Source organism: Pseudomonas sp. Y3 TE3536, from assembly GCF_053629175.1.
The window spans coordinates 3,323,333-3,349,810 of sequence record NZ_JBRJHU010000001.1; the positions used below are offsets into that span (position 1 = coordinate 3,323,333).

General features: G+C 62.3%; 22 protein-coding genes and 1 pseudogene. 10 read left to right on the plus strand and 13 right to left on the minus strand.

Annotated elements, in window-relative coordinates:
• Positions 1-3: 3 nt before the first annotated feature.
• Together AB7M33_RS15050 and AB7M33_RS15055 are read right to left on the minus strand one after the other, a co-directional pair.
• A complete protein-coding gene (locus AB7M33_RS15050; protein WP_454243055.1) occupies positions 4-810 on the minus strand; it encodes an NAD-dependent epimerase/dehydratase family protein in 807 nt (268 codons plus the stop codon).
• A gap of 248 nt (positions 811-1,058) precedes the next feature.
• Positions 1,059-2,297, minus strand: a complete 1,239-nt coding sequence (locus tag AB7M33_RS15055; RefSeq protein ID WP_454243056.1) for an OprD family porin — start codon at positions 2,295-2,297, stop codon at positions 1,059-1,061.
• 589 nt (positions 2,298-2,886) lie between these two features.
• On the opposite strand from AB7M33_RS15055, the gene AB7M33_RS15060 reads away from it, so the two are divergent.
• A complete protein-coding gene (locus AB7M33_RS15060; protein ID WP_027594701.1) occupies positions 2,887-3,204 on the plus strand; it encodes a helix-turn-helix domain-containing protein in 318 nt (105 codons plus the stop codon).
• 36 nt (positions 3,205-3,240) lie between these two features.
• Positions 3,241-3,960: pseudogene (locus AB7M33_RS15065) on the plus strand (type II toxin-antitoxin system HipA family toxin); the annotation flags it as partial.
• Positions 3,961-4,064: 104 nt separating this feature from the next.
• Here AB7M33_RS15065 and pdxR read toward each other — a convergent pair.
• Positions 4,065-5,543 carry a MocR-like pyridoxine biosynthesis transcription factor PdxR gene (pdxR, locus tag AB7M33_RS15070; protein ID WP_454243057.1) on the minus strand — a complete coding sequence of 493 codons (1,479 nt, stop codon included), beginning with the start codon at positions 5,541-5,543 and terminating at the stop codon, positions 4,065-4,067.
• A 101-nt stretch (positions 5,544-5,644) separates the two neighbouring features.
• On the opposite strand from pdxR, the gene AB7M33_RS15075 reads away from it, so the two are divergent.
• Complete coding sequence (locus AB7M33_RS15075; protein WP_454243058.1) at positions 5,645-6,103, plus strand: N-acetyltransferase family protein; 459 nt, start codon at positions 5,645-5,647, stop codon at positions 6,101-6,103.
• Positions 6,104-6,157: 54 nt separating this feature from the next.
• On the opposite strand, the gene AB7M33_RS15080 is transcribed toward AB7M33_RS15075, so the two are convergent.
• From AB7M33_RS15080 to AB7M33_RS15090, 3 genes are all read right to left on the minus strand, one after another.
• Complete coding sequence (locus AB7M33_RS15080; RefSeq protein ID WP_027594698.1) at positions 6,158-7,408, minus strand: ribonucleotide-diphosphate reductase subunit beta; 1,251 nt, start codon at positions 7,406-7,408, stop codon at positions 6,158-6,160.
• Positions 7,409-7,899: 491 nt separating this feature from the next.
• Positions 7,900-8,031 (minus strand): hypothetical protein, encoded by a 132-nt coding sequence (locus AB7M33_RS15085; protein WP_256208043.1) that lies wholly within the window; start codon positions 8,029-8,031, stop codon positions 7,900-7,902.
• A 137-nt stretch (positions 8,032-8,168) separates the two neighbouring features.
• Positions 8,169-11,048: a ribonucleoside-diphosphate reductase subunit alpha gene (locus tag AB7M33_RS15090; protein WP_027594697.1), complete on the minus strand. Its 2,880-nt coding sequence runs from the start codon at positions 11,046-11,048 to the stop codon at positions 8,169-8,171.
• A gap of 623 nt (positions 11,049-11,671) precedes the next feature.
• Here AB7M33_RS15090 and AB7M33_RS15095 point away from each other — a divergent pair.
• Together AB7M33_RS15095 and AB7M33_RS15100 are read left to right on the plus strand one after the other, a co-directional pair.
• On the plus strand, positions 11,672-12,370 hold the full coding sequence (locus AB7M33_RS15095; RefSeq protein WP_265969947.1) for a response regulator transcription factor: 699 nt from the start codon (positions 11,672-11,674) through the stop codon (positions 12,368-12,370).
• Positions 12,367-13,974, plus strand: coding sequence for an ATP-binding protein (locus AB7M33_RS15100; protein ID WP_099430221.1), 1,608 nt, complete (start codon positions 12,367-12,369; stop codon positions 13,972-13,974). Before AB7M33_RS15095 ends, AB7M33_RS15100 begins: the two co-directional genes overlap by 4 nt.
• Positions 13,975-13,977: 3 nt before the next feature.
• Here the strand turns inward: AB7M33_RS15100 and AB7M33_RS15105 are convergent, their stop codons facing one another.
• The gene (locus AB7M33_RS15105) at positions 13,978-14,679 is read right to left on the minus strand and encodes a 4'-phosphopantetheinyl transferase family protein (RefSeq protein ID WP_454243059.1); all 702 of its coding nucleotides are present in this window, start codon (positions 14,677-14,679) and stop codon (positions 13,978-13,980) included.
• 80 nt (positions 14,680-14,759) lie between these two features.
• Positions 14,760-15,551, minus strand: a complete 792-nt coding sequence (locus tag AB7M33_RS15110; RefSeq protein ID WP_454243060.1) for a dienelactone hydrolase family protein — start codon at positions 15,549-15,551, stop codon at positions 14,760-14,762.
• 129 nt (positions 15,552-15,680) lie between these two features.
• On the opposite strand from AB7M33_RS15110, the gene AB7M33_RS15115 reads away from it, so the two are divergent.
• The 4 genes from AB7M33_RS15115 to AB7M33_RS15130 all read left to right on the plus strand — a co-directional run bounded on the left by AB7M33_RS15115 (position 15,681) and on the right by AB7M33_RS15130 (position 20,145).
• Positions 15,681-16,286, plus strand: a complete 606-nt coding sequence (locus AB7M33_RS15115) for an outer membrane beta-barrel protein (RefSeq protein ID WP_027594692.1) — start codon at positions 15,681-15,683, stop codon at positions 16,284-16,286.
• Positions 16,287-16,416: 130 nt separating this feature from the next.
• Positions 16,417-17,094 (plus strand): response regulator, encoded by a 678-nt coding sequence (locus AB7M33_RS15120; RefSeq protein WP_027594691.1) that lies wholly within the window; start codon positions 16,417-16,419, stop codon positions 17,092-17,094.
• Positions 17,091-18,437 (plus strand): ATP-binding protein, encoded by a 1,347-nt coding sequence (locus AB7M33_RS15125; RefSeq protein ID WP_099430218.1) that lies wholly within the window; start codon positions 17,091-17,093, stop codon positions 18,435-18,437. The genes AB7M33_RS15120 and AB7M33_RS15125 overlap by 4 nt, the downstream gene beginning before the upstream one ends.
• A 385-nt stretch (positions 18,438-18,822) precedes the next feature.
• Positions 18,823-20,145, plus strand: coding sequence for a dicarboxylate/amino acid:cation symporter (locus tag AB7M33_RS15130; RefSeq protein WP_027594689.1), 1,323 nt, complete (start codon positions 18,823-18,825; stop codon positions 20,143-20,145).
• 58 nt (positions 20,146-20,203) lie between these two features.
• Here the strand turns inward: AB7M33_RS15130 and tsaA are convergent, their stop codons facing one another.
• From tsaA to rimO, 5 genes are all read right to left on the minus strand, one after another.
• Positions 20,204-20,899 (minus strand): tRNA (N6-threonylcarbamoyladenosine(37)-N6)-methyltransferase TrmO, encoded by a 696-nt coding sequence (gene tsaA, locus AB7M33_RS15135; RefSeq protein WP_099430217.1) that lies wholly within the window; start codon positions 20,897-20,899, stop codon positions 20,204-20,206.
• A 6-nt stretch (positions 20,900-20,905) separates the two neighbouring features.
• Positions 20,906-21,367 carry a YehS family protein gene (locus AB7M33_RS15140; protein ID WP_027594687.1) on the minus strand — a complete coding sequence of 154 codons (462 nt, stop codon included), beginning with the start codon at positions 21,365-21,367 and terminating at the stop codon, positions 20,906-20,908.
• A gap of 49 nt (positions 21,368-21,416) precedes the next feature.
• Positions 21,417-22,127 carry an rRNA pseudouridine synthase gene (locus AB7M33_RS15145; protein WP_099430216.1) on the minus strand — a complete coding sequence of 237 codons (711 nt, stop codon included), beginning with the start codon at positions 22,125-22,127 and terminating at the stop codon, positions 21,417-21,419.
• Positions 22,128-22,239: 112 nt separating this feature from the next.
• Entirely contained in the window at positions 22,240-22,698 is a 459-nt protein-coding gene (locus AB7M33_RS15150; RefSeq protein WP_027594685.1) for a GNAT family N-acetyltransferase, read from the minus strand.
• Positions 22,699-22,960: 262 nt separating this feature from the next.
• A complete protein-coding gene (gene rimO / locus AB7M33_RS15155; RefSeq protein ID WP_027594684.1) occupies positions 22,961-24,292 on the minus strand; it encodes a 30S ribosomal protein S12 methylthiotransferase RimO in 1,332 nt (443 codons plus the stop codon).
• A 236-nt stretch (positions 24,293-24,528) separates the two neighbouring features.
• On the opposite strand from rimO, the gene AB7M33_RS15160 reads away from it, so the two are divergent.
• Positions 24,529-26,439: a potassium transporter Kup gene (locus AB7M33_RS15160; protein WP_454243061.1), complete on the plus strand. Its 1,911-nt coding sequence runs from the start codon at positions 24,529-24,531 to the stop codon at positions 26,437-26,439.
• The last annotated feature ends 39 nt before the right edge of the window (positions 26,440-26,478 follow it).

A 26,478-nucleotide genomic window follows, 5' to 3' on the forward strand; every position in this document is an offset into this window, starting at 1 on the left:
GGGTCAGTTGAACGGTCCGGCCACGGCGAAAGCGCCGCCCTGATAGACCATGCTCGGGTCATCGGCGGCGGGCGCCGGTTGGGCTTCGACGGCCTCGCGGAACACCTCGGAGGTGTCTTTAGGCGCATAGCCCAGGTGCGCGGCATGGCGGTTGTCCCACCACACGGTGCGGTTGTCAGAGGCGCCATAGACGATGGTGTGGCCGACATCGGGCGTGAACAGCCCGCGCTCGATCAGCTGAACCAGGTCGTCGTAGCTCAGCCAGGTGCAGAGCATCCGCGGGTTCTGCGGTTGCGGGAACGACGAGCCAATACGAATGCTCACGGTCTCGATGCCATAGCGATCGAAGTAGAAGCTGGCGACATCTTCGCCGTAGCATTTGGACAGCCCGTAGTAGCTGTCGGGGCGGCGCGGGGAGTGGGCGTCGATGCGCTCGTCCTGGCGGTAGAAACCGATGGTGTGGTTGGAGCTGGCGAAGATGATGCGCTTGACGCCATGCTTGCGCGCCGCCTCGTAGACGTGGAACACGCCGCAGATATTCGGGCCGAGGATGTCTTCGAAGGAATGCTCGGTGGACACGCCACCGAAGTGGATGATGGCGTCTACGCTTTCGACCAGGGCGTGGACCGCTGCCTTGTCGGCGAGGTCGCAGGCCACCACCTCTTCATGCGGGCCCGCGGCAGGTGCCATCGGGCTGATATCGGAAAGGCGCAGGACCTCGGCGTAGCCTTGCAGGCGTTCGCGAAGGACCTTGCCCAGGCCGCCTGCGGCTCCGGTGAGCAGCAGGCGATTGAGGGGAGTTGGGGTCATGGCCGGCTCGTTGTTAGTTGTTGTAGGTTGTCGTATGACTAAGTGAATTATTGGCAGTGGGGTTGGCTGTTGTCAATGAGCCGTGAGTGGGTTTTACCGGCTAACGCAATCCACTGTAGGAGCGGCCTTGTGTCGCGAAAGGGCTGCGCAGCGGCCCCAAACCTGCGCAGCCCTTACCATTGCTGGGGCCGCTGCGCGCCCCTTTCGCGACACAAGGCCGCTCCTACACGGAGCGCGCTAGCCTCTTGTTACAACAGCGACAACGGATAGTTGAAGATCAACCGGTTCTCATCAAACTCGTTGTTGCTGTAATCCCGGCGAATGCTCGAGTTCCGCCACTTCACACTCAAATCCTTGAACGCCCCGCTCTGGATCACATACGCAAGCTCGGTTTCCCGCACCCACTCCTTGCCATCGGTAATCGCACCGGTGTGCACATCCTGCCCGCTGATATAACGGTTCATCAGCGTCAAACCCGGCACCCCGACGGTGACGAAGTTGAAGTCATGCCGCACCTGCCACGAGCGTTCGTTGGCATTGTCGAAACTGGAGTTGTAGCTATCGTTGGCCAGCGTCCCGCCGCTGGTGCCATTGACCCGCATCCAGGTATCGCCATCGACTTTTTGCAGCCCAACCCAGAAGGTGTTGCCGCCATACTTGGCCGAGAACATCCCCGAGTAGGTCTTGTTGTCCAGCTGCCCGGCACGCTCGGAGCCGTCTTCATCGCCATGGAAGTAGCCCAGGTTGGCGCCCAGGGTCCAGTCACCCACTGGCTGGCTGTGGCTCAGTTGCAGGTATTGCTGTTGGTAGACGTCCTTGAGCACCGCATTCCACAGCCCGACCAGTGTGCGGTCCTGGTTGAACTTGTATTCGCCGCCGACGAAGTTGAAGCGGTCCGAAAGCGCCCCGCCATAGCTCATGTCTTCCATGCTCGCGTCATTGCGCGGGCTGTTGCCACGGAACTGCCCGCCATACAGCGTCAGCCCGGCGATCTCGTTGGAGGTGACCTGCCCCCCGCGGAACGTCTGCGGCAGCGAACGGCCGTCGTCGGAGCGCAGGATCGGCAGCACCGGCATCCATTCGCCGATCTTAAGCTCGGTCTTCGAGATCCGCGCCTTGCCCGCCACCGCCAGGCGCCCAAAGTCATCGGCTGGGCGCCCATCGTCGTGGCGCGGCAGCAGCCCGGTGCCGTAGGTGCCGCCACCGCCATCAAGCTTCACCGACCACATGCCCAGCACATCCACACCGAACCCCACCGGCCCCTCGGTAAAGCCCGAGCGGGCATCGAGAATGAAGCTCTGCGTCCATTCCTCGGCCTTGCTTTGCGGGTTGCTGGGGTTGGTGAAGTTGCGGTTGATGTAGAAGTTGCGCAGGCCGAGCGTGGCCTTGGCATCCTCGACAAAGCCCGCCGCCAGCGTGGTGCCCGGCAGGCTGCCGAGCATGCCGACGCCGAGCAGGGCAAAGGGAAGGGTTTGGCAGATTCTCATTATTGTTGTGCTCCACAAAAGGGTGTGGCGGCCCGTCCACCGTGCACGCGCAAGCGGCCAGCGGTAGGGGCGGGTAGGTAACGGGCCGGTCACGGCCAGGGAGGGTGAAACGGGCTTACGGCCCTAGGTGGCCGCGGGTGACGAAATCGGGAAAGGTGCAACGCGGGGGTATAGCGCGATTGAAGTCGACATGGCGATCGTCCACTGATTGTTGTTTTTGTTATGCGTTGTCGTACAACTGTGGCGATTTTTATCAAGTGGTGGTGGGGATGTCAACGCTTTGTGGTGTGATGAGGGTGAGATGTTGTCGCGGCATTCTGGGTGGTGGGCTCTATACCGGGGGCCAGGGGTTCGTGTGGAGATACGATGACTGAGTCTGTGTAGGGTAGGTAGGGGCTTTGATTTTCTCTAACCTCCATGACGATCAAGATCGTGTATGCGTATGTTAATTTAATTCCATTATTTTGTTGCTAAACTGATTATTTTATCAATAAGACACAAAATATTGTGATTATTGAAATTGATCGCTGGCAGGGCCTACTACTACTATCTTGTGTGTTAAGTGGATTTCATGGAGTTATTACTCGCTATGCTGGATTTAAGCCTCAGTAAGCCGAGCGAAGTCGTGAAGCGCCTTTGCGAACGTTTGCGCACCGAGCGGCTAGCGCAGCAGATGACGCAGGCCGATGTGGCTGGCAGGGCGGGTATCGCTACCAATACCGTGTCCAATCTAGAGGCTGGGCGAAATGTCGGCTTTGAGAACCTGGTCAAGGTGGCCATGGTGCTGGGGCGCGGCAAGGAGCTAGAAGGCCTTTTCTTGCCCAAGCTGGACAGCCTCGCTGACCTGCATCGCTACGAGCAGAGTGCCAAGCGGCAGCGTATCAGGAGTAAACACGACAATGCTTGAGCAAGTGCGCATCTATTACGAAGGTTGGGGTGAGCATTTACCACCGTTGCCAGGGCAGGCCTGGAAGCTTGGCTGATCAAGTTCCCGGCGAGAGAAGAGCACCCTGAAGTCTGCGCTATCGAAATGGTCTATGCCGAGTGCCTACGTCAGTGCGGCATTGCGACGCCTGATACCCAGCATTTCAGTTTGCCAAATGGGCTGGCCGCTTTCGCCAGCCGACGTTTTGATCGCCAGGGGGATCTGCGTGTGCCGATGCAGAGCTTGGCGGCCTATACCGGCGCCGACTTCAGGTCACCCGGTGCCCTGGATTACGTCAACTTCTTGCGGGCGACTCATCTGTGCACCAACGACCTGCGAGAGAAAGCGCGCGCCTTTGAGCGAGTTGTTTTTAACGTGGTATTCAATAACCGCGATGACCATCCCAAGAATTTTTCCTACGTGATGTCGCGAGCAGGCGAGTGGAAACTGGCACCCGCGTATGACGTGACCTTTTGCGAAGGCCCTGGCGGCTATCATCAGATGGATGTGATGGGGGAGGCCTTGGCGATCGACCGGAAAGCGATACTGCGCCTGGCAAGCGAAGCAGACATTACGCCGGCGTCCGCCGCCGCCATCATCGATCGCATATGCGCTGCAGCGAGCCAGTTTAGGTACATGGCCGAGCGTATGTATCCGCAGATGATCACCCAGGAAACGCTGCAAACCGTGCAAGGCCGTATCGACGAAAACAGTGCGCTGCTCCAGTCGGTGAGTTGAAGCAGCCGCAATTGCTTCTAGACTTAGCAACGGTCTCACCCTCGACCACGTCTCTGGGCGCCCCAGTACGGCACATCGATGCCTTTGTGGCGGGGGCGAGGCCTCTACTTGAGCCCCGCAAACACCTTCGCCAGCTTCCCCACCGCTACACGCATCTCGCCAGGCGTCAGCGCCGCAAACCCCATCAACAGGCCCGCATCATTCCTCGGCGATGCATACAAACTGCCGAGCCCCAACAGGTCGATCCCCGCCGCATGCGCCGCCCTCACTACCGCATCTTCCGGCATGTCCTGCACGAAGTGGCAGGGCATCTGCAGCCCCCCGGCCGGAATGCTTGGCGCCAGAAACGCCCCCAAGTGCTTGTGCACAAGCTCTGCCAGCATGTCCCGGCGCGCGGCATACAGCGCCCGCATGCTCCGCACATGCGCCGTGTAGTGCCCGCCCTCCATGAACCGCGCCAGGGTCAGCTGGGCAATGGAGGCCGTATGCCCATCCTGCAGCGTGCGTGCATTGGTCATCGGCGCGACGAGAGCAGGTGGCAACAGCAAGTAGCCGATGCGCAGCCCGGCGAACAGCGATTTGGTGAACGTGCCGATGTACAGCGTGCGGTCATGCGGGTCCAGGCCCTGCACGCAGGCGGTCGGCCGGCCCTCGTAGTGGAACTCGCTGTCGTAGTCATCTTCGATGATCCAGGCGCGCTGCTGCCTTGCCCACTCGATGGCCTGCAGGCGCCTGTCCAGCGACAACGTCGCGCCGGTGGGGTATTGATGGGACGGTGTTAGAAACACCGCCCTGGCATTGGCGGCCAACCGCGCCATGCGTTCCACCTGCAAGCCGTTTTCATCCACTGGCACGGGCACGCCTTCGAGGCCTGCTGCCGCGACGGCTTTGCGCGTGCCTTGGTAGAGCGGGTCTTCGACCAGTACCTGATCGCCTGCATCCATGAGCACCTGCGCGCATAGGCTAAGCGCCTGCTGCGAGCTGGTGAGGATCAGCACCCGGTCGGCAGACGCCTGCGCGCCCCGTTCGAGGTTAAGGTAGTCAGCGATCGCGTTGCGCAGGCAGGCCATGCCCTGTGGCGCACTGTGCTCCAATGCCTGGGTGCCAAATTCCTTGTACACCTGGCGCTCCAGCCTTTCCCAGATCGCCAGGGGGAAGTGCCGGGTCTCGGCTACCCCCGGTGCAAACGGGCGCGGCCCTTGGAAATTATTCACGCCCCCGCTCTGCAGCACGGCCATCGCCCGGCGGCTCAGTTGAGGTGGCTCATCGCAGCGCGTTTCGCGTTTTTGCTGTCGCCGTGGCAGATGCCGTGCGCGTTGCGAGACGAAGCTTCCGCTGCCCACCCGACGCTCGATGAAACCCTCGGCATGCAACTGGCTGTAAGCCGCCTCCACGGTATCCCGCGAGACGCCCAGCGACTGGGCCAATGGGCGTGAAGCTGGCAGCGACTTACCGACCGGCAGCGCGCCATCAAGGATCAATTGGCGAATCGCCCGCTGGATCCGCACATGTAACGACAACGCGCCATGGGCCGGGTCGCTCATCCAGGCTTTGACCGATTGCAGTTGTGCGTGTTTGAACATTGGTCTGGTTCACGTGCAGAAAGTGGCGGGGCTATTCAGGCCATTCTATCGCTATAAATGCACCTGTTTTCAGACCATTCCCACATTGAAAGGGGTCCCCGATGACAGTTGCACCAGCATTGATTTCAGTCCGCGAGTTGAAGCAGAGCGATTTCCATCAATGGTCCGCCTATTGGGACCAGTACCAGGCGTTCTACAAAGTAGCGCTGAGCCAGGCCACCACCGAGCTGACCTGGGCCCGGTTTTTCGACCCAGCAGAGCCCGTGCACTGCGCCGTCGCCACGGACGGTGAGCGCATCCTCGGTTTCGTCCATTTTGTGTTCCATCGCTCGACTTGGGGGCGTAACGACTTCTGCTATCTGGAAGACCTGTACGTTTGCCCAAGCGCGCGAGGGAGGCAGGTTGGCAAGCAGCTGATCGAGTTCGTTCAGGGTCAGGCACGGGAGAAACAGTGCGACCGGCTGTACTGGCATACCCAAGAAACCAACCAGACTGCACAGCGGCTGTACGACTGGATTGCTGAAAAGCCGGGGGTGATCGAGTACCGGATGGCTTGTTAGCACGCAAAAAAAAGGCTGCCATTCGGCAGCCTTTTCGATGCTCAGCCCGGACAATCAGTCCCAGCTCAACGCCCCACCAGTCTGATACTCAATCACACGCGTCTCAAAGAAGTTCTTCTCCTTCTTCAAGTCCATGATCTCGCTCATCCACGGGAACGGGTTGGTGGTGCCTGGGTACTCTTCCTTCAGGCCAATCTGGGTCAGGCGACGGTTGGCGATGAACTTGAGGTAGTCCTCCATCATCGCTGCGTTCATGCCCAGTACACCGCGCGGCATGGTATCGCGGGCGTATTCGATCTCCAGCTGGGTCCCTTGCAGGATCATCTGGGTCGCTTCTTCTTTCATCGAGGCATCCCACAGGTGCGGGTTCTCGATCTTGATCTGGTTGATCACGTCGATACCGAAGTTCAGGTGCATCGACTCGTCACGCAGGATGTACTGGAACTGCTCGGCAACGCCGGTCATCTTGTTGCGGCGGCCCATCGACAGGATCTGGGTGAAGCCGCAGTAGAAGAAGATGCCTTCCAGCACGCAGTAGTAGGCGATCAGGTTGCGCAGCAGCTCTTTGTCGGTTTCCGGGGTGCCGGTGTTGAATTCCGGGTCGGAGATGGCGCGGGTGTACTTCAGGCCCCAGGCGGCTTTCTTCGCGACCGACGGGATCTCGTGGTACATGTTGAAGATCTCGCCTTCATCCATGCCCAGCGACTCGATGCAGTACTGGTAGGCGTGGGTGTGGATCGCCTCTTCGAAGGCCTGGCGCAGGATGTACTGGCGGCACTCCGGGTTGGTGATCAGGCGGTACACGGCCAGGGCCAGGTTGTTGGCAACCAGGGAGTCGGCGGTGGAGAAGAAGCCGAGGTTGCGCATGACGATGCGGCGCTCGTCTTCGGTCAGGCCGTCCTGGCTCTTCCACAGGGCGATGTCGGCGGTCATGTTGACCTCTTGCGGCATCCAGTGGTTGGCGCAGCCGTCGAGGTACTTCTGCCAGGCCCAGTCGTACTTGAATGGCACCAGCTGGTTGAGGTCGGCGCGGCAGTTGATCATGCGCTTTTCATCGACCGCAACGCGGGCAGCAGAGCCTTCCAGCTCGGCCAGGCCTTCGGCAACGTCGAGGGCGTCAAGGGCAGCCTTGGCGCGTTTTACGGCTTCGGAGTCAGAAGCGGTAGCGGCACGGGCTTCCAGGGCGGCGGCACCGCCGGCGCTGTCGAGCTTGTCGAGGGTGGCAGCGGCGTTGGCCTGCGCAGGGGTGTTGCCTTTGGCGGCTACTTCGCCGTCTTCCTTGTCGAATTCGTCCCAGCTCAGCATGGTTTGGCTCCTGCTTGAGGGTCGCCCTCAGGCAACCGGTTGGATTTTAAGAATGTGATGCCTGACGCAAGGCCGTTACGGCGAATGGACAGCTCGAGAGGCTGACTCTCGTTACATCTGGATGTGCTTGTGCCTGGCCAGGCCTCACAGAGGGGCCAGGGACTTGAAAGGTGCCCTTTTCAGAGGGGGCGCAGTATACCGGAATTCGCCTTCGATCGGGGTGCGAGTCTGGCGGGCGAGGGTAACTTTTTCGACCGGTTTAACGCGCATCCGTTCACCAAGGGTGTGCCGTTCGTTCGGGCAAGAGTGTAGCCGCTAAACGAAGGTTTGGCACTATATGTTGTGGTTTTTTGTTTGTTAAGCACTGTATATGGGGTTTGCGCGTCATGTAGGAGCAGCCTTGTGCTGCGAAGAGGCCGGCGCATGCACAGCACATTTCGCTGGCATAACCGGCCTCTTCGCAGCACAAGGCTGCTCCTACACAGAGCGTGTTAGCTGCACTGCTTGCGCAGGGTCTCGACCACGTGTGTCTTGGGGTGCTTGCGTGCTTCTTCGACCGAGGTGAAGCGGCCGGTTTCAGCATTGCGACCAATTTTGCGAGTTGCCACTTTTTTCCGCGCCATGGGGTACGTCCTTTTTTGAGAGGTCCTGCTCTTTTACCGAGCCGCGCGAGCGGTGGGCAAAGGGCAAGGCTTCTCTGGAACGCGGATACAAAAATGCCGCAAGGGGCACCCGTGGGCACCCCTTGCGGCATCAGGCCTTACTGGCAGGCTTCGCAGTCAGGCTCGTCGATCGCACACGCCTTTGGCACAGGTGCAGGGCCGGCGGCCTGAACCGGGGCGCTGTCGCCGCCGCTGGAAACGGCGTTGAGCTTGCCGGTGTTGATGGTCGACTTCTCGGTGCTGGTCGCAGCCAGGGCACGGAGGTAGTAGGTGGTTTTCAGACCACGGTACCAGGCCATGCGGTAGGTCACGTCCAGCTTCTTGCCCGAAGCGCCAGCGATGTACAGGTTCAGCGACTGAGCCTGGTCGATCCACTTCTGGCGACGCGATGCAGCATCGACGATCCACTTGGTCTCGACTTCGAACGCGGTGGCGTACAGGTCTTTCAGCTCTTGCGGGATACGCTCGATCTGCTGCACCGAACCGTCGTAGTACTTCAGGTCGTTGATCATTACCGAGTCCCACAGGCCGCGGGCTTTCAGGTCGCGAACCAGGTACGGGTTGATCACGGTGAACTCGCCCGACAGGTTCGATTTCACATACAGGTTCTGGTAGGTCGGCTCGATGGACTGCGACACGCCAGTGATGTTGGCGATGGTCGCGGTCGGCGCGATGGCCATGATGTTCGAGTTACGAATACCTTTTTGTACGCGAGCACGCACCGGCGCCCAGTCCAGGGTCTCGTTCAGGTCGACGTCGATGTACTTCTGGCCGCGGGCCTCGATCAGGATCTGTTGCGAATCCAGCGGCAGGATGCCTTTGGACCACAGCGAACCCTGGAAGGTCTCGTAGGCGCCACGCTCGTCGGCCAGGTCGCAGGACGCCTGGATCGCGAAGTAGCTGACCGCTTCCATCGACTTGTCGGCGAACTCGACAGCAGCGTCGGAACCGTAGGCGATGTGCTGCAGGTACAGTGCGTCCTGGAAGCCCATGATGCCCAGGCCAACAGGGCGGTGCTTGAGGTTCGAGTTACGCGCTTGCGGCACCGAGTAGTAGTTGATGTCGATCACGTTGTCGAGCATGCGCACGGCGGTGTTCACGGTACGTTGCAGTTTGGCGGTGTCCAGCTTGCCATCGACGATGTGGTTCGGCAGGTTGATCGAGCCCAGGTTGCAGACCGCGATCTCGTCCTTGTTGGTGTTCAGGGTGATCTCGGTGCACAGGTTCGAGCTGTGGACCACGCCCACGTGCTGCTGCGGCGAACGCAGGTTGCACGGGTCCTTGAAGGTCAGCCATGGGTGGCCGGTCTCGAACAGCATCGACAGCATCTTGCGCCACAGGTCTTTGGCCTGGATGGTCTTGAACACCTTGATCTTGTTGTACTCGGTCAGGGCTTCGTAGTACTCGTAGCGCTCTTCGAAGGCCTTGCCGGTCAGGTCGTGCAGATCAGGCACTTCCGAGGGCGAGAACAGGGTCCACTTGCCGTCATCGAAGACGCGCTTCATGAACAGGTCAGGGATCCAGTTGGCGGTGTTCATGTCGTGGGTACGACGACGATCATCACCGGTGTTCTTGCGCAGCTCGATGAATTCTTCGATGTCCAGGTGCCAGGTTTCCAGGTAGGCACAGACAGCGCCCTTGCGCTTGCCGCCCTGGTTGACCGCAACGGCGGTGTCGTTGACCACTTTCAGGAAGGGTACGACGCCCTGGGATTTACCGTTGGTGCCCTTGATGTAGGAGCCCAGTGCACGCACAGGGGTCCAGTCGTTGCCCAGGCCACCGGCGAATTTCGACAGCATGGCGTTGTCGTGGATCGCGTGGTAGATGCCCGACAGGTCGTCCGGCACGGTGGTCAGGTAGCAGCTGGACAGCTGCGGGCGCAGGGTACCGGCGTTGAACAGGGTCGGGGTCGAGGCCATGTAGTCGAAGGACGACAACAGGTTGTAGAACTCGATCGCACGGGCTTCTTTTTCTTTCTCTTCCAGCGCCAGGCCCATGGCCACACGCATGAAGAATACCTGTGGCAGCTCGAAGCGCACGCCATCCTTGTGGATGAAGTAGCGGTCGTACAGGGTCTGCAGGCCCAGGTAGGTGAACTGCTGGTCGCGCTCGTGGTTGATCGCCTTGCCCAGTTTTTCCAGGTCGAAGTCGGCCAGGGCCGGGTTCAGCAGCTCGAACTCGATACCTTTGGCGACGTAGGCTGGCAGCGCCTTGGCGTACAGCTCGGCCATCTCGTGGTGGGTAGCGCTGTCGGCAACGCTGAGGAAGCCCAGGCCTTCGGCACGCAGGGTGTCCATCAGCAGGCGGGCGGTGACGAACGAGTAGTTCGGCTCGCGCTCGACCAAGGTACGGGCGGTCATCACCAGGGCAGTGTTGACGTCCTTGATGGCCACGCCGTCGTACAGGTTCTTCAGGGTTTCGCGCTGGATCAGGTCGCCATCGACTTCGGCCAGGCCTTCGCAGGCTTCGCTGATGATGGTGTTCAGGCGCGCCATGTCCAGCGGCGCCAGGCTGCCGTCGGCCAAGGTGATGCGGATGCTTGGGTGCGGCTCGACCACGGCGTCGGTGTTGGCGCGGGTGGCGCGCTCTTTTGCACGCTGGTCGCGGTAGATCACGTAGTCGCGGGCGACTTTCTGCTCACCGGCACGCATCAGGGCCAGTTCGACCTGGTCCTGGATTTCTTCGATGTGGATGGTGCCACCCGATGGCATGCGACGCTTGAACGTGGCAGTGACCTGCTCGGTCAGGCGCGCGACGGTGTCGTGGATACGCGACGAGGCGGCGGCGGTGCCGCCTTCAACTGCGAGGAACGCCTTGGTGATGGCCACGGTGATCTTGTCGTCGGTGTAGGGGACGACAGTGCCGTTGCGCTTGATCACGCGCAGTTGGCCGGGGGCGGTGGCAGCCAGATCCTGGTTGGAATCGGCGGCCTGCGGCACCTGGGCCTGCGGGTTCTCGCGAGTTGTGTCGGTTTGCATGGGTGGGTGTCTCCACAGTTTCTATATTGTACAGGCGCCTTTTGGGCGCCCACCGTTCCGTCCACTTGCTCGATCACCCGTGCGGGGATGCGTCATGCGCGCGCATCCGCCCGCTCGGGCGTACCGACTTCGGGACAGACTCAGGAATAAGGGGCAATAGCTTGCCGCTCCCTGGCCGAAGTCAAAGGTTTTGGGCAGTACCCAAAAGCTGTTGCAGTTCAGTAGTCCGCTGGAGCGGTATGGCTGGTCAAATCACCTGAAGTTCAACCGGAAAATCGAATAATTTGCCGGGTTGACTTTTGTGTGTGATTTTGCACGAACCCCAACATGTAGTGGTTCGCTGCGATCGGGATACAAGATAATGCGGTATCAGGGTCTTTGCAAGGCGAGCGCCTGTGGATAAGTTGTGCGTACTTTGTGGGTATAGCCTGTAGGCCTTGTGCCAAGTGGTTTGCAGTATTTTTCTTCAGCGCGCTGCCCCAAGGCAGAATTTTGAGGGCGCGAACCCTACCACAAAAAACGGTTCAGTCCAGTGGCGAGTGTGGCACTGCAGGTCGGTTGGCAGTGCTCGGGGCGGAACGTAGTATCGACGATAGAAAAACAACAATTGAAAGGCAAAGGCCATGGACCAACCCACCCCCCGCATCCTCATCGTCGAAGACGACCAGCGCCTGGCCGAGCTCACGGCCGAATACCTCCAGGCCAACGGCTTCGAGGTGGCCGTCGAGGGCGATGGCGGCCGCGCGGTGCGACGCATTGTCGACAGCCAGCCTGACCTGGTGATTCTCGACCTCATGCTCCCCGGTGAAGACGGCCTGAGCATCTGCCGCCGGGTGCGCGGCCAATATACTGGCCCGATCCTCATGCTCACCGCCCGCAGTGACGAACTCGACCAAGTGCAGGGGCTGGACCTGGGCGCCGACGACTATGTGTGCAAGCCCGTGCGCCCGCGCGTGTTGCTGGCGCGTATCCAGGCCCTGCTGCGGCGCAGCGAAGCGCCCGAAAGCAAGCGCCTGGACCTGGCCTTCGGCCCGCTGCGCATCGACAACCGCCTGCGCGAGGCGCGGCTGGGCGAGCAACTGATAGACCTGACCGGCGCCGAATTCGACCTGCTCTGGCTGCTGGCCAGCAACGCCGGCCGGGTTTTGTCGCGCGAGCAGATCTTCACCGCCCTGCGCGGTGTTGGTTACGACGGCCAGGACCGCTCCATCGATGTGCGCATTTCCAAGATCCGCCCCAAGATCGGTGACGACCCGATCCACCCACGCCTGATCAAGACCCTGCGCAGCAAGGGTTACCTGTTCGTCGGCGAGGCGCCATGAACAACTCGATCTTTCTGCGCATCTATGGCGGCATGCTCGCCGTGCTGGTGCTGGTGGCGCTGCTCGGGGTACTCAGCCTGCACCTGGTCAACGAAGTGCGCGCCGCCCAGCACCGCGAGGGCCTGGCCCAAGGAACCTTCAGCCTGATGGCCGACAACCTGGCCGTGCAGAACGAAACCGAACGCAAGCGCTCATTGCTGATGTGGGAGCGCCTGCTTGGGGTGCCGTTGGCGCTGCAGCCGATGTCGGCGCGCACCCTTGACGGTGGCCAGCGGGCCCGGTTGTATCGCGGCCTGGTGGTGGTCGAAAAGACCGGCCCGCACGCCGCCCAGGTGCTGCGCAAGGTTGGCCGCGAGGATGTACTGCTGGTGGCCCAGATCAAGCAGGTCAGCGAGCAGCTGGCCCGGGCCACGCTTTACCTGTTGGCGGACGAGCTGGTGCGTTACCCGGTGACCGAGCAGCAGCAGCGCCTTGCGCAACTCAAGCAGAGCAAGGGGTTTGGTTTCGACATCGCCCTGCAACGGCTGGAGCGGGTCGGCTTGGATGACGACCAGCGGCGGCGTGTAGAGGAGGGCGATACCGTCATGGCCCTGGGCAAGGATGGCGATTCGATCCGGGTGTTCTCCGGGCTCTCGGGGTCACCCTGGGTGCTGGAAATCGGCCCGTTGCATCAGCTCAACCCGTACCCGCCGCAGTTGCTGATCCTGATTGCCTTTCTCGGGCTGTGCCTGATCGGGCTGGTGGTGTATTTGCTGGTGCGCCAGCTGGAGCGGCGTGTGTCGGGCCTGGAGATTGCGGCCACGCGTATTGCCCAGGGCAGCCTGGACACCCGTGTGCCGGCCGGTGACGCCGATTCGGTCGGGCGCCTGGCTGCAGCATTCAATGGCATGGCCGAGCACCTGCAGCGCTCGTTGACCATGCAGCGCGAGCTGGTGCGGGCGGTGTCCCACGAGCTGCGCACGCCGGTGGCGCGCCTGCGCTTTGGCCTGGAGATGATCGAGACCGCGAGTACCGACCAAGCCCGCGCCAAGCACCTGGCCGGCATGGATGGCGACATCCAGGACCTGGACAAGCTGGTCGACGAGATGCTGACTTACGCGCGCCTTGAGCAAGGTGCGCCGGCGCTGAAATTCCAGCGGGTCGACCTTGATGCCTTGTTTGACCGGGTGATCGAGGAACTGGCGCCGCTGAGGGCCGGCATCAAGGTGGTACGCGGTGCTTGCCAAGGGGCTGAAACCGATGGGGCCTGGGTCGAGGCCGAGCCACGCTACCTGCACCGGGCGCTGCAAAACCTGGTGAGCAACGCCATGCGCCATGCCGAAGGCGAAGTTCGGCTCAGTTACCAACTGGGGCAGCAACGCTGCAGGGTCGATGTGGAAGATGACGGGCCAGGCATCCCGGAGGGCGTTTGGGACCGCATCTTCACGCCCTTCACCCGGCTCGACGACAGCCGCACCCGGGCATCCGGCGGGCATGGGTTGGGCCTGTCGATCGTTCGGCGGATCATCTACTGGCACGCTGGCAGGGCCACGGTAGGGCGCAGCGAGGCGCTGGGCGGCGCCTGCTTCAGCCTCAGCTGGCCGCGGGCACAGGCGCCCCAGTAAATCTCAGACGCTGATCAAGCTCAGCAGGTGGCCGTCCTGAAGGCAGAACTGGCCCTGCAGTTCACTGCCGCGTTGCCATTCGGGTGACAGGTCGGTGAGCAGGCGCAGGCGGGCAAAGCCCTCGGCGGCCCACTCCAGCACTTCGGCGTGCTCGAAATAGAAACGCTGGCGAGTCAGCGGGTAGAGGGTCTTGAACAGGCTTTCTTTGAGCGAAAAGGTCAGCGTCACTGTCAGGCCGAGCTGGCGGCGGTCCAGGCGCTCAAGTTCGGCGGGGGTGAGGATTTCCGCCATCAGGCGCTCGGCACGTTCGTCATCCAGCAGCGACTCCTGATCCAGGCCCAGGCCGCGGCAGCTGCCTTGGCCCGCGACAACGGCGGCGGCCCAGCCTTTGCCATGGGTGATCGAGCCGTGGATACCGGCCGGCCAGATGGGCGAGCGGTCTTCATGGGTGCCCGGCACAAAGTCGCGGCCATCCAGGCGTTGCAAGGCGGCGCGGGCGCAGACACGGCCGGCCAGGTACTCGGCCTGGCGCTTGGCCACCGAGCGTTGCAGGCTGGCGCTTTGTGCAATGCTGGCACGCTGGAAGTCGTCGGCAGCCAGGTGGGCCGGGTCGAAGGCACAGCTGACCAACACTGCACCCGGCAACGGGCGGGGCAGGGGCCAGTGGTGCTGAAGTGGGGAGCAGCAGGTGGGAAGTGTGTTCATGGGGGCTATTGTGCCAGCCGCGACGCCTGTGTGGGAGCGGCCTTGCGTCGCGATGGGCCGCAAAGCGGCCCCGGCGATCGTTACTTGAACACCTTCTTGAAAAATGCCTGCATATCCGCCCATGAGCTTTCATCGGCTGCCTTGTTGTAACCAATGTCCGGCCCACCATGCTCGCCATGGCTCAAACGGTCGGCGTCCGGGTTGGTGAAGCCATGCTTGGCCCCGGGGATGCTGACGAATTTGTAGTTGACCTTGGCCGCGTCCATTTCCGCCTTGAACGCTTCGACCTGTTGTTCGGTGACCATGCTGTCCGCCGCGCCGTGCTCGACCAGTATGTCGGCCCTGACCACGCCCGGCTTGGCTGGCGTCTGGGTGGCCAGCGCGCCATGGAAACTCACCACGCCATCGAGTTTTTCTCCCCGGCGCGCCGCATCGAGCACCACCTTGCCACCGAAGCAGTAACCCACGGCGCCCAGTTGGTGCTTGTTGACGTTCGGCTGTTTTTTCAGCAACTCCAGGCCAGCGTCGAAGCGCGCGGCCGCCGCAGCCGGGTCTTTCATCGCTTCGGCCATGAACGCCTGAGCATCCTGTGGATGCTCGGTGTGCTTGCCATCGCCATACATGTCGATCGCCAGCGCTTTGTAGCCCAAGGCTGCCAGGTCACGGGCGCGGCGCTTGGCGTAGTCGTTCAGGCCCCACCACTCATGCACCACGACGATGCCCGGGCGTTTGTCGTCCAGCGCATCGTCATAGGCGTAGTAGCCGACATAGCGCTTGCCATCGTCGTCCTGGTAGGGGATCTCGCGGGTCACTACCGCCGCCTGGGCGAGGGCGGCGCTGCACATCAAGGTCAGGGCCAGCAGGGCGCGCATGTTTACTACTCCTTGTCTTGCAGACAGTTCGTTCAGCCCTGGTTCAGCCAGGGTTCAGTCACGGTTCAGGGTGCCCTCCTTACTCTAGCTTCCAGACAGAAACAGCGCATCCAACTGGAGTACGAAGCCATGAAAACCTTCAACACCTTGCTCGCCGCCATGGCCGTCTGCGCCGCAGGCATCACAACCGCCCAGGCCGCCGACGAAAACTTCGCCAGCCTGACCTACGGCCAGACCAGCGATAAAGTCCGCAAATCGGGCCTGTTGCAACGCAACACCGACAACCTGAACGCCGACGGCATCATCGGCAAGGACGACACCTGGGGCGTGCGCGTGGGTAAGATCAACGACCAGGGTCGCTACTACATGACCTACGATAACGTCTCGGGCGACCACAGCGGCCTCAAGTTGCGCCAGGAAAACCTGCTGGGCAGCTATGACCTGTTCCTGCCGGTGGGCGATACCACCAAACTGTTCGGCGGCGGCAGCCTGGGCATGACCAAGCTGACCCAGGATTCCCCAGGTGCCAGCCGTGATACCGATTATGGCTACGCGGTGGGCCTGCAGGCAGGTGTGATCCAGGAGATCACCGACAAGGCATCGGTGGAGATGGGCTACCGTTACCTGCGCACCAATGCAGCAACCGAGGTGGGCGCCAGCGGCGGGCCGAAAGACGGCACCCTGCGCCTGACCAGCAGTGCACAAACTTACCTGTCGGCGAACTACAAGTTCTGAGGTAGTTGTTATCCTGCTCTGGCCTCTTCGCAGCACAAGGCTGCTCCTACAGGCACAGTGGTTGCCCGATGTAGGAGCAGCCTTGTGCTGCGAAGAGGCCGGCACAGGCCATATAAACAAGGAGCTGCACATGAAACTGCTGGTGGTCGAGGACGAAGCGCTGCTTCGCCATCACCTCTACACCCGCCTGGGCGAAAGCGGCCACGTGGTCCAGGCTGTCGCCGATGCCGAAGAGGCCCTTTACCAGGCCGAGCAGTACCACTTCGACCTGGCCGTGATCGACCTTGGGCTACCGGGCATGAGCGGCCTGGAACTGATCGGCCGCCTGCGTAGCCAGAACAAGACCTTCCCCATTCTCATCCTCACCGCCCGTGGCAACTGGCAGGACAAGGTCGAAGGCCTGGCCGCCGGTGCCGACGATTACCTGGTCAAACCCTTCCAGTTCGAAGAACTCGAAGCGCGCCTCAACGCGCTGCTGCGCCGCTCCAGCGGGTTCACCCAGTCGACCATCGCCGCAGGCCCGCTGCTGCTCGACCTCAACCGCAAGCAGGCGACCCTGGACGATCAGCCCCTGGCCCTGACCGCCTACGAATACCGCATCCTCGAATACCTCATGCGCCACCACCAGCAGGTGGTGGCCAAGGACCGTCTGATGGAGCAACTCTACCCAGGCGATGAAGAACGTGACCCCAATGTGATCGAGGTGCTGGTCGGGCGCCTGCGCCGCAAGCTGGAAGGTGATAACGGCTTCAAACCGATCGACACGGTGCGCGGCCTGGGTTACCTGTTTACCGAGCGCTGCCGATGATCCGTTCCCTGCGGGTGCGCCTGATGTTGGCGGCCGCAGTGCTGGCGCTGCTGTTCATGCTGGCGCTGCTGCCTGCCTTGCAGAAGGCGTTCAGCCTTGCCCTGCAGGAATCCATCGAGCAACGCCTGGCCTCGGACGTGACCACGCTGATCTCCGCCGCCCGCATCGAGCGCGGCCAGTTGCAGATGCCGACGCTGCTGCCGGACGAACGCTACAACCTGCCCTACACCGGCCTGCTCGGCTATATCTTTGACCGCGACGGCAACCTGGTGTGGCAGTCGCGGGCCACTGCAGACCAGAACATCAACTACCGGCCCCGCTATGACGGCCGTGGCAACGAGTTCGCCCGCATCCATCAAGGCGATGGCGAAGAGTTCTTTGTCTATGACGTCGAGATCAAGCTGCTTGGCGGCCAGAGCGCGGCCTACAGCATCGTTGCGCTGCAACCGGTGCGCGAGTACCAGCACACCCTCGATGGCCTGCGCGAAAAGCTCTACCTGGGGTTTGGCGCAGCCTTGCTGGCGCTGCTGGTGCTGTTGTGGGCCGGCCTGACCTGGGGCCTGCGTTCGCTGCGGCGGCTGAGCCGCGAGCTGGACGAGGTCGAGGCCGGCGCGCGTGACGGGTTGAGCCGCGAGCACCCCCGTGAGCTGCTGCGCCTGACCGGGTCGTTGAACCGCCTGCTGCACAGCGAGCGCGAACAGCGCCAGCGCTACCGCGACTCGCTGGATGACTTGGCGCACAGCCTGAAGACACCGCTGGCGGTGTTGCAAGGGGTGGGCGAGAGCCTGCGCCAGCGCAGCGGTGAGCGCGAGCAGGCGCGGGTGCTGCAAAGCCAGATCGAGCGCATGAGCCAGCAGATCGACTACCAACTGCAGCGCGCCAGCCTGCGCAAGAGCGGCCTGGTGCGTCACAGCGTGCAACTCAAGCCCTTGCTCGACAGCTTGTGCAGCACCTTGGCCAAGGTATACCGCGACAAGCAGGTCAGCGTCGCGCTGGACATACCCGAGGCCGCGCAGCTGCCGATGGAGCAGGGCGCGCTGCTGGAACTGCTCGGCAACCTGCTGGAAAACGCCTACCGGTTGAGCCTGGGGCACGTACGGGTGAGCCTGGAAGAGGCGCCAGGCCAACTGACGCTGTGCATCGAAGACGATGGGCCAGGGGTGCCGGCCGATCAGCGCGAGCGCATTCTGGAGCGCGGCGAGCGGCTGGACAGCCAGCACCCGGGGCAGGGCATCGGGCTGGCGGTGGTCAAAGACATCGTCGACAGCTATGACGCCGGCTTGAGCCTGGGTGATTCGCCGCTGGGTGGCGCGGCGTTCCGGATCACCTTCACGCTGGATTGATCGGCAGTACCCGCCCTTTCACAGGCATGCACATGCTTGAGTGCAGTGCCCCCTCTGTGGGAGCGGGTTCACCCGCGAAAGGGCCGTACCGCCATACACTATGGGCGGATTCCCGCCATCACCCCTTGTACAAATTCCGCCACCGGGCGGAAATCCGCCAGCCTTCCTCAGCTTTTTCGCCCTGTCGTTGGGCACTTACCCCTAGCAATCTCGGCCTTTGCACCCTTCATGGGCATTTTGGCATTGCCCTTGCTATTGATCCTGGCAGAGGCCTGCCCAGGCAGCTCGAACACAACGACAAATCCCTCCATGTGCAGGAGGGTTAGCGATTCAGGTGCCCCATCACCCTGGGAAGGGTGAACCGGCACACTTGAGGAAATTAGCCATGACGACACGTCAGCCGCTGTACAAATCCCTGTATGTCCAGGTGTTGGTCGCCATCACCATCGGCATCCTGCTCGGCCACTTCTATCCCGAAACCGGCGTTGCCCTCAAACCCCTGGGTGACGGGTTCGTCAAACTGATCAAAATGGTCATCGCCCCGATCATCTTCTGCACCGTGGTCAGCGGCATCGCTGGCATGCAGAGCATGAAGTCGGTAGGCAAGACCGGCGGCTACGCGCTCCTGTACTTTGAAATCGTCTCCACCATCGCCCTGATCATCGGCCTCGTCGTCGTCAACGTGGTCAAGCCAGGCGCTGGCATGCACATCGACGTCACCACCCTGAACGCCAGCAGCGTGGCCGCTTATGCCGCCGCCGGCGCACAGCAGACCACCGTTGGCTTCCTGCTCAACATCATCCCCAACACTGTGGTCGGTGCCTTCGCCAACGGCGATATCCTGCAAGTGCTGATGTTCTCGGTGATCTTCGGCTTCGCCCTGCACCGCCTGGGCAGCTACGGCAAGCCGGTGCTCGACCTGATCGATCGCTTCGCCCATGTCATGTTCAACATCATCAACATGATCATGAAGCTGGCCCCGGTCGGTGCTTTCGGTGCCATGGCCTTCACCATCGGCCAGTACGGCGTGGGTTCGCTGGTGCAGCTGGGCTACCTGATGGCCTGCTTCTACGTGACCTGCCTGCTGTTCGTCCTGGTGGTCCTCGGCGGTATCTGCCGCGCCCACGGCTTCAGCGTCCTCAAGCTGATCCGCTACATCCGCGAAGAGCTGATGATCGTGCTGGGCACGTCTTCTTCTGAGTCCGCGCTGCCACGCATGCTGGCGAAGATGGAGCGCCTGGGTGCGAAGAAATCGGTGGTTGGCCTGGTCATCCCGACGGGCTACTCGTTCAACCTGGACGGCACCTCGATCTACCTGACCATGGCCGCCGTGTTCATCGCCCAGGCGACTGACACCACCATGGACATCACCCACCAGATCACCCTGCTGCTGGTACTGTTGGTGGCGTCCAAAGGCGCTGCTGGCGTGACCGGTTCGGGCTTCATCGTGCTGGCAGCCACCCTGTCGGCGGTTGGCCACCTGCCGGTTGCCGGCCTGGCGCTGATCCTGGGCATCGACCGCTTCATGTCCGAAGCCCGTGCCTTGACCAACCTGGTCGGTAACGCCGTTGCCACCGTGGTCGTGGCCAAGTGGGTCAACGAAATGGACAACGACAAGCTGGCTTCGGAGCTGGCATCTGGCGGCGCACCGCTGGAAGACACCCGTCCAACCGACGACCTGGGCGTGGCTGAAGGCCCGGCGCGCTGATCGCGGTTAGGCAATGAAAAAGGCGACCTTCGGGTCGCCTTTTTTGTGCACGCTCGGGTCAATGATCCAGCACGACTTCCAGCACGCGGATCAGCGCCGGCTGCGGATAATGCCAGCGCACCTGCACATCCCAGAACTTGACCCCATACACCCGCTCCGGGGGTGGCACCTGATACGCTGGCCGCGGGTCTTGCCCGAGGCACTGCTCGATCAGCTCCACCAGTGGCTCGCCCAGGCGCAGCGCATGCGCGTGGGCCTGGGGCAGGGCATCGTCGTGCCATTGCACGGCAATGGCGGCGGGCGCTTCGCTGGCCATCTGGTTACTGGCACCGGCAATGCTGTCGGCATAGGGTACGTAAGGCTTGATATCCAGCACCGGGGTGCCATCGAGCAGGTCGATCCCGGACAGCAGCAGGCGCCCAGGCTCCACGCCTTCCAGGCGTACCACCGACTGGCCAATACCATTGGGCCTGTGGGTGGCACGGGTGGCGAACACGCCCATGCTCTTGTTGCCGCCCAGGCGCGGTGGGCGCACTTTCAGGCGTGGCTTGTCTTCCAGGGCCTGGTGGAACAGAAACAACAGCCAGACATGGCTGACCTGCTCCAGGCCCGCCACGGCATCACCCTGGTCGAACGGCGGCAGCAGCTCCAGCACGCCACGCGCCGCGGGTGCCAGGTGGGGCTGGCGCGGGATGGCGAACTTTTCCTTGAAACAGGAGCGGACGATGCCGACCGGTGAAACCGTATGCTGCATGGCCACTTAGCCGCGCACGCGCAAGGTCAGGCCCTTAAGGAAGTTGCGCAGCAGCTGGTCGCCGCAGGGCCGGTAGTTGTCATGGCCGACCTTGCGGAACAGCGCGCTGAGTTCGGGTTTGGAGACCGGGAAGTTGACCGACTTGAGTATCGCGTGCAGGTCTTCTTCCTTGAGCTCGAACGCCACGCGCAGCTTTTTCAGAATGGTGTTGTTGGTCACCGGCAGCTCGACCGGCTGTTGCGGGCGGCTGTCGTCCTTGCCGCGGCGATGAATCACCAGGCCATCCAGAAAGTGCGCCATGACCGGGTCGGGGCAGCGCACGAAGCCGGGCTCTTCCTCTTTCTTGAGGTAGCTGGCCAGGGTCTCGGCGCTGACCTCCAGGCCCGACAGCTTGATGATGCCGACCATTTTGGCATCGTTGATCTTGAGCATGTAGCGCAGGCTGCGCAGTACATCGTTGTGGTTCATTTGACTGAAATCCTGTTCTGAGCCGTGCCATCCGGCGCGGCGGTATTGCTTAGAAACGTTCGCTGGTAGCCATGTAGCGCCACTGTCCCAGTGGCAGCTTGCCCATGGACACACCGCCCAGGCGAATGCGGCGCATGCTGATTATCTGCAGGCGCAGGCTGGCGCACAGTTCGGAAATCTGCCCCGGCTGCGGGTTTTTCAAGGCCAGGCGCAGGTGGGTTTCGTTCTGCCAGCTGGCTTTGGCCTTGGGTAACTCCCGGTCATTGCGCATCACACCACGGGCCAGGCGCTCCAGCGCCTGCGGGGTGGCTTCGCCGCTGACTTCGATGATGTATTCCTGCTCCAGGCGACGCAGGTCGGCGTCGATCTTGCGCGCTACGCGCCAATCCTGGGTGAAAATCTGCAGGCCGCTGGCGCCACGCTCGAGGGGGGCAATGCAGGACAGCTTGGTGAAGTGCCCATGCAGCGGCCGAACACCTTCACGGTGCGCCTCACTGAGGGTGTCCATGGTCATGCTGATACGGGCCGACTCGGTGTCCAGGCCGGCAGGCTGGTTGAGCAGGAGGGTCACGGGTTCGAGGTTTTCGGCGCGCGCACCGGGCAGCAGCTCGACCTGTTGGCCGTCGACCTTGAACTGCGGCTGCTCGACCACCACGCCATCGACCGTGACCCAGCCGCCTTCGATGTACAGCTCGGCTTCGCGGCGGGAACAGCCGAATTGCTCGATAAGGCGTTTGGACAGGCGGACGGGCTCAGACATGACGGTGATTCGCAAAGGCAGGGAAAGGCCGCCATTGTACCTGCCTGGGCGGTCGAGGGGCTGGGAATCTGTGTCATTTACGCCGTTTTGGCGAGACAACACGGCAGAAGCGTCAGGCCCCTGCGCGGATCAGCCGCAGGTGCAGCAAAGGGTAGGGCTGCCCCAGACCATCGGTCTGCGAGCGGCCAACTACCTCAAAACCTTCGTGCAGGTAGAACCCCAGCGCCTGCGGGTTCTGCTCGTTGACATCCAGGCGTTCGGCATTCAGTTCATCGATGGCGTAATGCAGCAGCCGCTTACCAATGCCCTTGCCACGGCATGAGGGCGCGACGAACAGCATGTCCACTCGGCCATTGGCCACGCCGGCAAAGCCCTGGATGCGTTGCTGTGAGTCCTTGCAGCAAATCAGCATCACCGCATCGAGGTAGCGGTGCAGCACATGTTCGCGCAGCAGCAGGATATAGGCATCAGGCAGGAAATCGTGGGTCGCGCGCACCGAGTCTTCCCAAACCTGGGTCAGCTCGGGGTAGTCGCGCAGATGGGGGGTATGCAGCGTCGAAACCTGGCGCATCCGTGTAATCCTCCTGGGCACTGAGGAAAACGATAGATGCAAATGCAAAGGTCGGCGTCAGATCAGCCTAACCATTCCATTGTAGGAGCAGCCTTGTGCTGCGAAGAGGCCAGTGGCAATTCCGTCAATCTTCGCTGCTAGCACCGGCCTCTTCGCAGCACAAGGCTGCTCCTACCGGGAGTGCGCATGACCGGAGGGTGTGGGCGGACGTGGCAACACAAGGGGCGCAATGCGCCCCCGGTATTTCAGCGCTTTGCGTTGATCAGACAGGCTCTGCCCACATGTCGTACTCGTCGGCATCCACTACCCGGCAACGCACTTTGTCGCCGGGTTTGAAGCCATGGTCGCCATCGATGAACACGCTGCCGTCGATCTCTGGTGCATCGAAGAAGCTGCGGCCTACCGAACCTTGCTCCTCGACTTCGTCGATCAGCACTTCGATCTCTTTGCCGATGCGCAGCTGCAGGCGGGCGCTGCTGATGGCTTGCTGATGTGCCATGAAGCGGTCCCAGCGGTCCTGCTTGACGTCATCCGGCACTTCGTCCAGGCCCAGGTCGTTGGCCGGGGCGCCTTCGACAGGTGAATACTGGAAGCAGCCGACGCGGTCGAGCTGGGCTTCGGTCAGCCAGTCGAGCAGGTACTGGAAGTCTTCTTCGGTTTCGCCAGGGAAGCCGACGATGAAGGTCGAACGGATCACCAGCTCAGGGCACTGCTCGCGCCAGTTCTTGATGCGCGCCAGGGTACGGTCTTCGAAGGCCGGGCGCTTCATCGACTTGAGCACTTTCGGGCTGGCGTGCTGGAACGGGATATCCAGATACGGCAGGATCTTGCCGGCGGCCATCAGTGGGATCACGTCGTCGACGTTCGGGTACGGGTACACATAATGCAGGCGGACCCAGGCGCCCAGGCTGCTCAGCGCTTCGCACAGCTCGAGCATGCGGGTCTTGACCGGGCGGCCGTTCCAGAAGTCGGTCTTGTACTTGACGTCGACGCCGTAGGCGCTGGTGTCCTGGGAAATCACCAGGATCTCCTTGACGCCCGCCTTGACCAGGCGCTCGGCCTCGCTCAACACTTCACCCACCGGGCGGCTGACCAGTTTGCCGCGCATCGACGGGATGATGCAGAAGCTGCAGCTGTGGTTGCAGCCTTCGGAAATCTTCAGGTAGGCGTAGTGACGCGGGGTCAGCTTGACGCCTTGAGGCGGCACCAGGTCGATCAGCGGGTTGTGGTCCTGGCGTGGCGGCACCACTTCGTGCACGGCGTTGACCACTTGCTCGTACTGCTGCGGGCCGGTGACCGACAACACACTCGGGTGCACATCACGGATGCTGCCTTCCTCGACACCCATGCAACCGGTGACGATGACCTTGCCGTTTTCCTTGATCGCTTCGCCGATCACTTCCAGCGACTCGGCCTTGGCGCTGTCGATGAAGCCGCAGGTGTTGACCACCACCACGTCGGCGTCCTCGTAGGTGGGCACGACTTCATAACCTTCCATGCGCAGCTGGGTCAGAATGCGCTCGGAATCGACCAGGGCTTTTGGGCAACCCAGGCTTACGAAACCTACCTTAGGAGTGGCGGGAGTGGTGGACATGACTAACCTCGGTATTGAATACAGGTCGCCCGACCAGAAACGGGGGCGATCTTGACGGGCGCTTTTTGGCGCCTCTGATCAAAAAGTGCGCAATTCTAGCGAGCGCAAGGTCGCTTGACTAGCAGAAATACGACGAACGCTGCGCTATGCTTCGCGCCGTTGCGTCCGGGTATCTGCCATGCCCTGGCGTGGGGGTGAATTCTATCGGCCGAGAGGGCCGTCTGCGGGAGTGGTCGATGGTTCAGGCAAGCAGTCATGCCGAAGGCGGGCACGAGGGAAAGCAGGGTGCGACGCGGTCGCTGGGCCTGCTCGTGGCAGCGGTCGGGGTGGTCTATGGCGATATCGGCACCAGCCCGCTGTATACGCTCAAAGAAGTCTTTACCGGTGGCTACGGCGTGCCGGTCAACCATGACGGTGTGCTGGGGATCCTGTCGTTGATCCTCTGGTCGCTGCTGTGGGTGGTGTCGTTCAAATACGTGATGTTCATCCTGCGTGCCGACAACCAGGGCGAGGGCGGCACCATGGCGCTTACCGCGCTGGCGCGGCGGGCCACGGCGGCCCATCCGCGGCTGCGTACGCTGATGGTCATCTGCGGGCTGATCGGCGCTTCGCTGTTCTATGGCGACAGCATGATCACCCCGGCGGTGTCGGTCCTGTCGGCGGTCGAGGGCATGGGCCTGGCTTTCGACGGCATCGATCACTGGGTGGTGCCCATTTCGCTGGTGGTGCTGGTAGCGCTGTTCCTGGTGCAAAAGCATGGCACCGACAAGATCGGCAAGCTGTTTGGCCCGATCATGGTGGCCTGGTTCGTGGTGCTGGGGGCCTTGGGGGTGCATGGCATCTCGCAAAGCCCTGAAGTGCTCAGGGCATTCAACCCCGGTTGGGCGGTGAACTTCTTCATTGTTCACCCCGGCATGGGCGTGGCCATTCTTGGTGCCGTGGTGCTGGCGCTGACCGGTGCCGAGGCGCTGTACGCCGACATGGGCCACTTTGGCCGCAAGCCGATTGCCCGCGCCTGGTTCGCCCTGGTGCTGCCGGCGCTGGTGCTCAACTACTTTGGCCAGGGTGCAATACTGCTGCAGAACCCGGAGGCGGCGCGCAACCCCTTCTACCTGCTGGCACCGTCCTGGGCGTTGCTGCCGCTGGTGGGGTTGGCAACCATGGCCACGGTGATCGCCTCGCAAGCCGTGATTTCCGGGGCCTTCTCCCTGACGCGCCAAGCCATCCAGCTGGGCTACATACCGCGCATGCAGATCCAGCACACGTCCAGCGATGAACAGGGGCAGATCTACATCGGTGCGGTGAACTGGACGTTGATGGTCGGTGTGGTGTTGCTGGTCATCGGTTTTGAATCGTCCGGCGCCCTGGCCGCGGCCTATGGTGTGGCGGTCACCGGCACCATGCTGATGACCACCATCTTGGTGTCGTCGGTGATGCTGCTGTTGTGGAAATGGCCGCCGGTGCTGGCAGTGCCGATTCTGCTGGGCTTTTTGTTCGTGGACGGGCTGTTCTTCGCCGCCAACGTGCCGAAGATCTTGCAGGGCGGGGCCTTCCCGGTGTTGGCGGGCGGCGTGTTGTTCCTGTTGATGAGCACCTGGAAGCGCGGCAAGCAGATTCTTGTCGAGCGCATCGATGAAGGCGCGCTGCCGCTGCCGGTGTTCATCAGCAGCATCCGCATCCAGCCGCCGCACCGGGTTGAAGGGACGGCGGTGTTCCTGACGGCGCGCCCCGACGCCGTGCCCCATGCGCTGCTGCACAACATGTTGCACAACCAGGTGCTGCACAGCCAGGTGGTGCTGCTGACGGTGGTCAGCGAGGACCAGCCACGGGTACCGGAGCAGGAGCGTTTCGAGGTGGAGGCCTATGGCGACGGGTTCTTCCGCGTGCTGTTGCACTTTGGCTTCATGGACGAGCCGGACGTGCCGGCGGCGTTGAAGCTGTGCCACCTGGAGGACCTGGATTTCAGCCCGATGCGCACGACGTACTTCCTCAGCCGCGAAACCGTCATTGCGTCGCGGCTGGAGGGCATGTCGCGCTGGCGCGGGAACCTGTTTGCGTTTCTGCTGAAGAACGCCAACGGCAATCTGCGCTTCTTCAATCTACCGTTGAACCGGGTGATCGAGCTGGGGACCCAGGTCGAGATCTGAGCCAGGTCGGGCTGCTGGAATTGCGCAGCCCGTTCTGCC